This is a genomic window from Acinetobacter sp. YH16044, assembly GCF_013417145.1.
Taxonomy (GTDB): Bacteria; Pseudomonadota; Gammaproteobacteria; order Pseudomonadales; family Moraxellaceae; genus Acinetobacter; species Acinetobacter amyesii.
In genome coordinates this window covers 1-2,024 of the sequence record NZ_VPEK01000109.1, presented here as the reverse complement: position 1 = coordinate 2,024, position 2,024 = coordinate 1, and the positions used below count along the sequence as shown (strand labels likewise).

Genomic DNA, 2,024 nt, shown 5'->3' with positions numbered 1-2,024 from the left:
AAGTCGTTTGAATGATTTCTTCTTGGTCTACGTGCCATAAAATACTCCATATATTGATGTTTATAACATCATTTGAGGAGCAGAGTATCACTTATAGGAGTTGTTCAAATTTCCGGATCCATCTCTAAGTGAGGAGGAAATGACTCTTACTATTCAGATGTTGTTTCAAGCTTTTTTTGATTGATAGAGTTTTATGTATTAAACTCTATATTGAAAGTAAATATATTGTAAAAATAGTATGTTATTTACTAATTGATTAAATTATTTACACTTATTCTGTATAATGCTCTATGAATTCATTACTTATTTTTTTAAATTAAAAATCATATGCAAAGCTTAAATGATGAAGAGTGTCGCCAAGTTGAAAGTGTAAAACAGCTTTTACAAAAAAATTTTAAAGATAAGCTTTATGCTATTTATTTATATGGTTCGTATGTTGATGGTGGTTTAAAACATAAAAGTGATCTTGATATTTTAGTTATTATTGAACGTGAAATTACCGATCAGGAAAGAAAACAATTAGCGCAGAATTTTCTAAATATATCTGTTCCGATTGGTCATGCTACAGCGCGTGCCTTAGAAATTACGATATTAGAAAAAGGGAGTATTACCAATAAAAATCATCCATATACATATCAGCTACAATATGGCGAGTGGTTGAGAGAAGAATTACTCAAAGGTGAATTACTTTATAGTCAATCTGATCCAGATATTAGTATTTTACTTAAAACTGCCCAATTACATAACATTACTATCTTTGGACCTGATATTTGCGATTGGTTAAATCCAATTAGCTATGAACAATTAATATTTGCCATGCAAAAAACTTATCCACAAATTATTGCTCATTGGAAAGACGATCAGGATGAATGTAATCAAATTTTAGCGCTATGCCGTATAGCTTATACATTAGATCATAAAACAATAGTTGCCAAGGATGTTGCTGCGACATGGTTTTTAGAATTCTTAAGTCAGATAGATCAAGACATTTTGCAACTCATAATAGATGAATATATTGGGCAAGGTCATGAGCAATGTTGGTTAGTTTTACATGATCAGCTTGCTAAAATTGTTAAAGAATTACAGCATAAAATTGAACCACTACTTTTTAACTGATGTGGAAGTAATGGATATGCTTCTTAGATTATTACCTCACTATATCTCTAAATACCGAAGAGACTTGATATTGCAAAGGGGGGCGTGGTTGGAGTTGCATGAAGATTTTAAATAAAAGCGGAGGAACTAGGGTAAAAGTTGCCAAAAAGTTTCTTCTGAAATGACTTTTATATTATGACGTTTAAGCAAAGCGGAGGTAACTCCATTGCCATAGATCTTATTCCCATTAAATTGACCATCGTAAATCATTGAACTACCACATGAAGGGCTATTTTCTTTAAGCACTACCAGAGTAGCTTTTAATAATTGAACTTTTTTTAAAGTTCTATATGCCCCTTCAATATAGATTGAAGTCACATCCTTTCCTGATTTTTCAATTACACAGGCTTTTCCATCTAAGACATCATCGCCATTACCTCCCGAAATCTCGGCAGGTTCGCGTGGTGTTGATAAACCGCCAAGAATCTCTGGACATACCATAGTAGCTTTTCCATCTTTGACTAATTTTTCGATTTTTTCGTTTAAGCTATGCGTCCCGTTATAACGTACCTTTAAGCCAGCCAGACAAGAACTTACTAAAATCATATTTCCTCTATGAAAAAGATATGTATCGATTTGCTATTTAGCCAGTACCTATTATTTTTTAAAATTAATAGGTTAGTGCTATGGATAAAACAAGAATTTAAATATGATCAATGCAAAGTGAGTTATTTTTTTTCTAACCCACAAAGCTTATAGATTAGTTTGATCCTTTTTGTTTAGAAAATTTATCAATAGAGTGGGAGTGACGGGCACTGGCTGGCAATGTCTAGCAACGGCAGGCATTTCGGCTGAGGGTAAAAGAACTTTCCGCTAAGCGATAGACTGTATGTAAACACAGTATTGCAAGGACGCGGAACATGCCTCAT

The 2,024-nt window shown here is 32.9% G+C and carries 2 protein-coding genes; one reads left to right on the top strand and one right to left on the bottom strand.

Features of this window, described 5'->3' with window-relative positions:
- The first annotated feature begins 327 nt into the window (after positions 1-327).
- Complete coding sequence (locus FTV38_RS17230) at positions 328-1,116, top strand: aminoglycoside adenylyltransferase domain-containing protein (protein WP_038350081.1); 789 nt, start codon at positions 328-330, stop codon at positions 1,114-1,116.
- Positions 1,117-1,242: 126 nt separating this feature from the next.
- On the opposite strand, the gene FTV38_RS17225 is transcribed toward FTV38_RS17230, so the two are convergent.
- Positions 1,243-1,701, bottom strand: coding sequence for a DUF523 domain-containing protein (locus FTV38_RS17225; RefSeq protein ID WP_077170035.1), 459 nt, complete (start codon positions 1,699-1,701; stop codon positions 1,243-1,245).
- Positions 1,702-2,024 lie beyond the last annotated feature (323 nt).

Excerpts from the sequence above, each read along its gene's own strand:
- FTV38_RS17225 (WP_077170035.1), bottom strand. The coding sequence starts at position 1,701 with ATGATTTTAGTAAGTTCTTGTCTGGCTGGCTTAAAGGTACGTTATAAC.
- FTV38_RS17230 (WP_038350081.1), top strand. The coding sequence starts at position 328 with ATGCAAAGCTTAAATGATGAAGAGTGTCGCCAAGTTGAAAGTGTAAAA.